The following is a 7130-nucleotide window of genomic DNA, read 5'->3' on the forward strand; positions in this document are numbered from 1 at the left end:
GAGATGCAAATATGAATAGTATTAATATTAAGCAAGAATTAGACACTCCTCATGTTACATTATCATATGAAGATAGTTTAATAGAATTCATAGGTAAGTCTTATCCGGATAATGCCTTTACTTTTTATGAACCTATCATCAAGTGGATAACGCAATATTTTAATGAAGAGTCTCAAACACATACTACAATAAATATTAAACTGATATATTTCAACTCTTCTACAAATCAAATTCTGTATAATATTTTAGATATTGTAAATAACGGTGTATCTAAACCCCTTCAAATAAATTGGTACTATCATGAAGAAGACGAAGATTCCTTAGAAGATTATGAAGATATAGCTGAAGAATTTCCAGATCTCAACATACAAACAATCATATATTAAAAGGATTTAACATGAAATACATACTACTTACTTTATTGATTTTATTTGTAAATGCTAATGCGCAAGAAATTGCAATTGCAAGTCAAGTAAAAGGAAGCGTTAGTGCAAAAAGTGCTGATAAAACGATTTCTATTACTAGTGGAAGTACTTTAAATAGTGGCATGGTACTTATAACGAAAAAAGATGCCTCGGTAACCGTGATATTTAAAGATAATTCTAAACTTGTATTGGGATCAAATGCACTACTAAGTTTAAAGAAGTTTGTTTTTAAACCTACAGAAGAAAAATACGATTTCCAACTCTTCCTAGAAAAAGGCTCTGCATCATTTGAATCTGGAAAAATTAGCCAACTATCTCCTGAAGATTTCGTGTTTAAAACACCTGAAGCTACAGTAGCTATTAGAGGTACAAAGTTCTTCGTAAAGGTCCAGTAAGTAGCTAAATACCTTTTATGGTATTGCTACAGTCTCTAAAACTTTTTGAATAATTTCATCAGTTGTAATACCTTCTGCTTCTGCTTCATAAGAAAGGACTATACGATGTCTCATAATCTCTTTTGCTATATATGCTACATCAACAGGTGTTACAAAATCTTTTCCTCTAAGAAATGCCATTGCTTTTACGGCTTTAAAGATATCTATACTTACACGTGGCGAAGCACCAAATTGAATCATATCCTTTAACTCATCAAGTCCATAGTCACTTGGATTTCTTGTAGCATTTACAAGTTCAATCATATATGTTTCAACTTCTTCATCAACATGAATTTCTTTTATAGCTTTTTTTAGCTCGAGTAATTCTTCGGCATTAACTACAGCTTGAATTTTACCTGAACTTCCACTTGAAATACGTCTTGCGATTTCTAGTTCTTCTTCTTTTGTGTTGTAATCAACTATAAGTTTCAACATAAAACGATCTAGTTGCGCTTCTGGGAGTTGATACACACCTTCTTGTTCTACTGGATTTTGTGTGGCCATTACAAAGAATGGAGGATCAAGTTTAAATGTAGTATCTCCAAGTGTTACTTGCTTTTCTTGCATTACTTCAAGTAAGGCTGATTGTACTTTTGCAGGAGCACGGTTAATCTCATCTGCTAAAAGAAGGTTTGTAAAGATTGGACCTTTTTTGATTTTAAAAATGTTATTTTGAGGATCATAAATCTCAGCACCTAAGATATCTGCTGGAAGTAAGTCAGGAGTAAATTGCGCACGTTTAAAATCTAATCCAAGAGAAGCTGCAAGTGCATTTACGGTTGTAGTTTTTGCAAGTCCTGGTACACCTTCTATAAGAATATGTCCATCACATAACAGAGCGATTAAAAGACCGTCTATCATTTTATCTTGCCCAACAACTACTTTAGCAACTTCTGTTTTTATCTCTTGTATCTTAGAAATCATATACAATACCCTTTGTTTTAATTGAGCAATTATAACAAAGAGGGGTTAATGATTGAGAAAAACTATAAAAATATAAACACACTTTTTATAGCTGAAGTACCAAGGTTTGTAGATTCTTTACCGAAATAACGTAAAGACTCTTGAAGTGTAAAAATTATCCCTTCACTTATAATTCGAAAGTTCATATTTGAAGACTTTATCAATTCTTCTTTCTCGTAAGAATTTACATCTATTTTTTTATTTGTGTAAATACTTTTTAAGACATCAATTTGCCATTGTCTTTGCCATGTTAAAAAAAGATAATTCCCTTTTTCATCTTTTTCATTTTCTACACGGTACTGAATAATCTGCATCATCTTGTTTGCTTCTTGAATCTTCACAGCATCATACTGCATTGTAGTCACAGTATGAGACCTATCAATTGTATATGCCCAGTAAAGCATTTTATATATACCTGCAATAAGGTAATCATTTCTATTTTTCACTTCACTTCTTCCAAATGCAATGTTTAAATAATCTTTATAAGTTGCATTTTTTTTAATACTTAAAAGAGGAAGTGTTGCATTATTTGTACGATTTTTGATGTCATACATAACAGGTATTCTTTGTATTTTTGTTGTATACCTTGGGTTTCTAAGATTTAATTTTGTGTAATATTTTTCCAGTAATCTTTGAAGTACTGTGGTATGTTCTCTCACAATGGAAGCACCATTTGTTTGGAATACAGCACGCACACTTTTTTGAGTACATCCTTGCATTGAAAGAACAAGTATAAAAAAAAGAGAAACCTTGATAAATATTTTGATTATAATTCCAAGCCGATAATTTTTTCTATACCCTCTTGAAGTACTTTAGTATTTAATTTTACGGCAACATTCTCTTTGGCAATTTCATAACCTTGCGTAGATTGTCCTGTTATGTTTAACTTATTACTTCCAATAACTTTACTCGTACTATCTTTAACTGTAATAGAAATCGCAGATCTTGCTAAGGTAAACCCATATGATCTTGCTTTTACAGTCGACGCGTTAAGGCGAACTCTTAAATGATTTTTACCATTTATCTTTTTTACAATATTGTATTTCGACAGACTTAAACCATTAGCAATTGACGGTATTAATCTTCTTGCATCAGAGTTTGCATCTACACTAAAAGTGATTTTTGAAAGTAAAGAGTCATATCTATTTTCAACCTCAAGTACTTGTCTCACGTAGATGCTATCATTAAAACTTGGATTTAATGAATTTATAACAATGAGTGTATTTTTCAAAGTACTCATTGATTCTTTATCTTTTTTATAGAGTGACAATCTTTTAATGAGGTTAAATTGAACTGATTCTTCATGTTTTCTTTTAATACTCTCAAATTTTTGACTTATTTCTTTGTATAATGATAAAAATAGACTTTTTTTATCTGAGCTAATTGCTACTAAATAGCGTTGAAAAGCAAATTCTTTTGACTCTATTATTTGGTAATTACTTATTCTTATTGCTTTTACCTGTGAATTGACTTCATGTGTAGAGTCTCTTTGAATACTACTAATCACACCATCTTGTACAACACTTTTCATATTGAACTCAGATGAGATAGATACACTTAATGTTGATACCATAGCATTCAAAGCATTTGTAATAGCCTTAGCTTTATCTTCACCCTCTCCAACACTATATAAAGTGCGTGCATTACTTTTCATCTCCTGTGAGTACCAAGTTGGTAATGTTTTAGGGGCTGATACAACCCTCTTCTTAGAACTACATCCACTTAAAATAAGTAGAGTCAAAATTAAAATAAATACATTTTTCATAGACACTTACCGACTCATTTGTTGTGAAATTATATGACTCTCTTCTATTACAGCTTTAATCCGATTATATGCAATGCTTACAGCTTCAACTGGTTTTTCAGTTAAGTTATCTGCTCTTTCATAATAAAGTTTTGCTTTTTTATAATCGCCTTGAGTCTCTTTAACAACACCCAAATTATAGAATGCTACATAGCTTTGCTGATCTGTTGATTCAACTAAATTTGTCAGTAATGACTCAGCTCTATCATAACGTTTATGTTCCATGTATTTGAGAGCATTTTCAAGTAGGTCTTCTTGTTCGTCCGTATAATCTAAATCTGGCTTATCAAGTAGTTCTACACTAAAGTAACGATAATGTGGTGTTAATTTATACGTAAAACTATTTGCTATGCTTGTGGCTAGGTTTTGTGCCACACTCTCTTTTGATGGTAAGGCACGTGAATCATCACGACAATGTCTATATGTAGATGATCTTGACATATTGTCTGCATAAATAATATCTCCGCGAGTTACATCCACCATCTTAATATCAGCAGATAAACTAATAACTCGTTTCGTACATCTAACTCTATAGATGTATGTTTTTTTACACTTTTTATCTGAACATCCTACACGATTTTCATAGTAATGTGTATCATTAAGAGAAGAACGTCCCACATTACCAGAGATGATAGCTTGAGCACCAATAAGCTCGCCAACTTCAACTATATCCTTGGTGTCTACTAAACCACTATTTTGCAGTTTTTGTTCTTTTATAACTTGGTTCAAATCACTCCTGCTAACCATAGTGAAAAATGGTTTATTCTCTATCTTATAACTGGCAAGGTTTGATTCAATTTTTGAAGAAAGGGCAACTCTGTCATGTTTAAATGTCACTACTGCAATGTTTTTTGTAGTAGTTGCTCTATCGATCTCGGCAGGTTTAAGTGCTTTAATTTTTACATGTGTTGCGCATCCACTAAAAAAGATTATAAAAAAAGAAGTAACTAAAAAGAAGAAGTGCTTTTGCATTAAGTATCCGTTATTAATTTTGTAATTTTATTTTTGGCGTGAGCTAAAGATGATAACTCTTTGGAATCAATTTTTGTTAGTATATCATTAAATTTTCTCTCATTATTTAATATTAAAAGCATACTCAACTCATTTAAAGATTTCGCATTTTGTATTTTATCCCGTAATTGTGTACTTTTTGTGTCTCTTCTTTTCGTTTTAAATTTCACTTTTGCAAGTAAAAATCCAGTTATAAAAGTAAGTATGAAATATATATACTTTAGTATGGTATCCAAAGAAAATGCGTACCCATTTTCCTGCGTGTCTAACAGCTCAGACTTCTGGTATGCTTTTTTTACACTAATGTTAATACTAGCTATATTTAGAACTTTAACTTCCTTAGATTCAATGTCGAAATATTTTATACTCTGAGCAGGGATTCTAAAGTCTTTAGAGCCTACAAAAGCAAATTTCTGACTCCAAGTACCTTTATAGCCCTCAATACCTAGATACGTGCTATTTATAGGTTTTTGTGCAAATACTTTTACTCCGTCTATATTGAAATTAATGCCCCCTAAAGCCTCAAAATTTCCAGTTCCGGATATCTTTATGTCTAAGTGGAATGGCTCATATGCCTTTACACGCTGTTTATCTTTTTTAACTTCAAGAGAAAACTTTCCAGATATATTTGTTTGTATCTCTTTAATCTCCACTTTTAAACTTTTTTGTTTGACTGGCGTAGTTGAGAATTCTTCATAATCTGCGTTATCACGTCCAAGTACTGTATTTTCAATGGAGTCTTTATTTGTTTTTTCCATCATAGCCTCAAAATTAAAGTTAGCTAGCATAGGTTTTTTAACAAAAGCTATATATTCATAGGTGCTTATTTTTTTTGTATCTACTAACTTTGTCTTTTGAGAAAACAGCTTAATGCTATAAAACTCATTCTCAACTTCGGGATGAAACTCTATCGTATACAATTCAGCCTTGTCACTATACTCACAAACATATTTAAGATATATTGCTTCATTTACAAAGGCTTCTTTTTTATTTACAGAGGAACTCCATTTATAGTCAGTTGCATATGCGTTCATACAAAATACTGTTAACAATAAAAATATACTGATATACTTTTGCATCATGACACAATCTTTATAATCATTTTTTTTGCTTGCCTTAAAGATGTGACTTCATTCGAATCAATCGACCCAAGTATATCACTGAACTTTTTCTCATTTGTGAGTATCAAAAGCATACTCAAGACATCAAGCGATTTAGTCTCATTAACTTTTGTTATAAATTTTTCAGTTTCAGTATTTACTTTTTTTGTTTTAAACTTTATTTTTCCTACTAAAAATCCAGCTATCAATGTAAATAAATAGTAAGCATATTCAATATTTAAAGAAAAGTCTTCTTCAACATCATCTAAAAGATCAGATTTTTTATAAGCGACTTGTACTTTTACATCAACTGCATCTATTTCTAATACTTGTACTCTATTCGAAGACATGTCAAAATACTCTATACTACGAGCAGGAATTCTAAAATCTTCACCACTTACAAAAGCGAACTTTTGCATCCAAGAACCTTTATATCCATCTTTATCTAAGTCAATCTTTTTTGTGGGCTTTTGTGTAAAAACCTTTACACCATCTATTGTAAAGTCTATACTTTCTAGCGCATCAAAACTACCTTCTCCAGATATCTTCACATCTAAATGATACGGTTCATAAGCTTTAATATTAGGTTCATCTTTTTTCACTTTAAGACCAAATGTACCTAAGAGTTTTTTTGGTACATCTAAAATTTCCACAGTGATTTTTTTCATCTTCACTATAGTTTTTGTATGGATACTGTCAAATTTGGTGTCATCATAATGATTCGTCGTATTATCAACAATACTATCAAGCGAAGTTTTTTTCATTGTGGCTTCTAAAACTATCTCTAAGTCTTTTGGTAATTTTGCTTTTAAAATGTATTCATAACTATTTGTTCTTTTTCCATCCCGCAGCTTTTCATCTCTTCTCAATAAAATTACATCATATAAGTCACTACTACGAGGCTCAAAGTCTATAATATAAAGTTCACCGTTATCATCAAACTCACAAAGGTACTTTATATAAATAGCTTCACCTACATATGCTTTCTCTGTTTCTACAAAAGAGCTCCATTTATATGTCGAGGCATCTAGACTTAAAAAAGAAAGAAAAAGTATTAAAAAACTACCAAGGCTTTTTTTCATTTACTCCCCTTTTGTTAATTAACTCGTACTGTTTTGAGCTTAGCTTTGCACTTCCCTTATTCAGGTTGAGCATAGGGTCACTTTTCGTCTTTTTACCTATATCTTCGCCACCACTTGAAGCTGGTGCACTTACTTTCATGTTAGAGCTTCCACCCTTCTTTTGTTTTTTGCTATTTTTTGTTTTTTTTGCAACAGCTGATTTTTTCTTGGCTTTTTCTTGGCCCGTGCTCATATGCATTTGTTCTTCTGCATTTTGTATGTATCGCATATTTTCATCTGCTTCGAGTGAGTAACTTAGAGTAAGTGATTTT

Annotated in this window: 8 protein-coding genes and 1 pseudogene; 2 read left to right on the plus strand and 7 right to left on the minus strand. The window is 31.3% G+C overall.

Features of this window, described 5'->3' with window-relative positions; translation table 11 throughout:
* Window positions 1-11 precede the first annotated feature (11 nt).
* Both ACI9TV_RS09060 and ACI9TV_RS09065 read left to right on the plus strand, forming a co-directional pair.
* The gene (locus tag ACI9TV_RS09060) at window positions 12-386 is read left to right on the plus strand and encodes a DUF1987 domain-containing protein (protein WP_415250462.1); all 375 of its coding nucleotides are present in this window, start codon (window positions 12-14) and stop codon (window positions 384-386) included.
* Between the two features lie 11 nt (window positions 387-397).
* Window positions 398-820, plus strand: a complete 423-nt coding sequence (locus ACI9TV_RS09065) for a FecR domain-containing protein (RefSeq protein WP_415250463.1) — start codon at window positions 398-400, stop codon at window positions 818-820.
* Between the two features lie 15 nt (window positions 821-835).
* Here the strand turns inward: ACI9TV_RS09065 and ACI9TV_RS09070 are convergent, their stop codons facing one another.
* From ACI9TV_RS09070 to ACI9TV_RS09100, 7 genes and pseudogenes are all read right to left on the minus strand, one after another.
* A complete protein-coding gene (locus ACI9TV_RS09070; RefSeq protein ID WP_415250464.1) occupies window positions 836-1783 on the minus strand; it encodes an AAA family ATPase in 948 nt (315 codons plus the stop codon).
* A gap of 62 nt (window positions 1784-1845) precedes the next feature.
* On the minus strand, window positions 1846-2541 hold the full coding sequence (locus ACI9TV_RS09075) for a hypothetical protein (RefSeq protein WP_415250465.1): 696 nt from the start codon (window positions 2539-2541) through the stop codon (window positions 1846-1848).
* Window positions 2542-2588: 47 nt separating this feature from the next.
* Window positions 2589-3587: an LPP20 family lipoprotein gene (locus tag ACI9TV_RS09080; protein WP_415250466.1), complete on the minus strand. Its 999-nt coding sequence runs from the start codon at window positions 3585-3587 to the stop codon at window positions 2589-2591.
* A 6-nt stretch (window positions 3588-3593) separates the two neighbouring features.
* Window positions 3594-4598: a CsgG/HfaB family protein gene (locus ACI9TV_RS09085; RefSeq protein ID WP_415250467.1), complete on the minus strand. Its 1005-nt coding sequence runs from the start codon at window positions 4596-4598 to the stop codon at window positions 3594-3596.
* Window positions 4598-5671: a hypothetical protein gene (locus ACI9TV_RS09090; RefSeq protein WP_415250468.1), complete on the minus strand. Its 1074-nt coding sequence runs from the start codon at window positions 5669-5671 to the stop codon at window positions 4598-4600. The genes ACI9TV_RS09085 and ACI9TV_RS09090 overlap by 1 nt, the downstream gene beginning before the upstream one ends.
* 44 nt (window positions 5672-5715) lie before the next feature.
* Window positions 5716-6819: a hypothetical protein gene (locus ACI9TV_RS09095; RefSeq protein WP_415250469.1), complete on the minus strand. Its 1104-nt coding sequence runs from the start codon at window positions 6817-6819 to the stop codon at window positions 5716-5718.
* Window positions 6800-7130: pseudogene (locus ACI9TV_RS09100) on the minus strand (VWA domain-containing protein); the annotation flags it as partial. The pseudogene ACI9TV_RS09100 and the gene ACI9TV_RS09095, both read right to left, overlap by 20 nt.

Source organism: Sulfurimonas sp., from assembly GCF_047622445.1.
GTDB lineage: Bacteria > Campylobacterota > Campylobacteria > Campylobacterales > Sulfurimonadaceae > Sulfurimonas.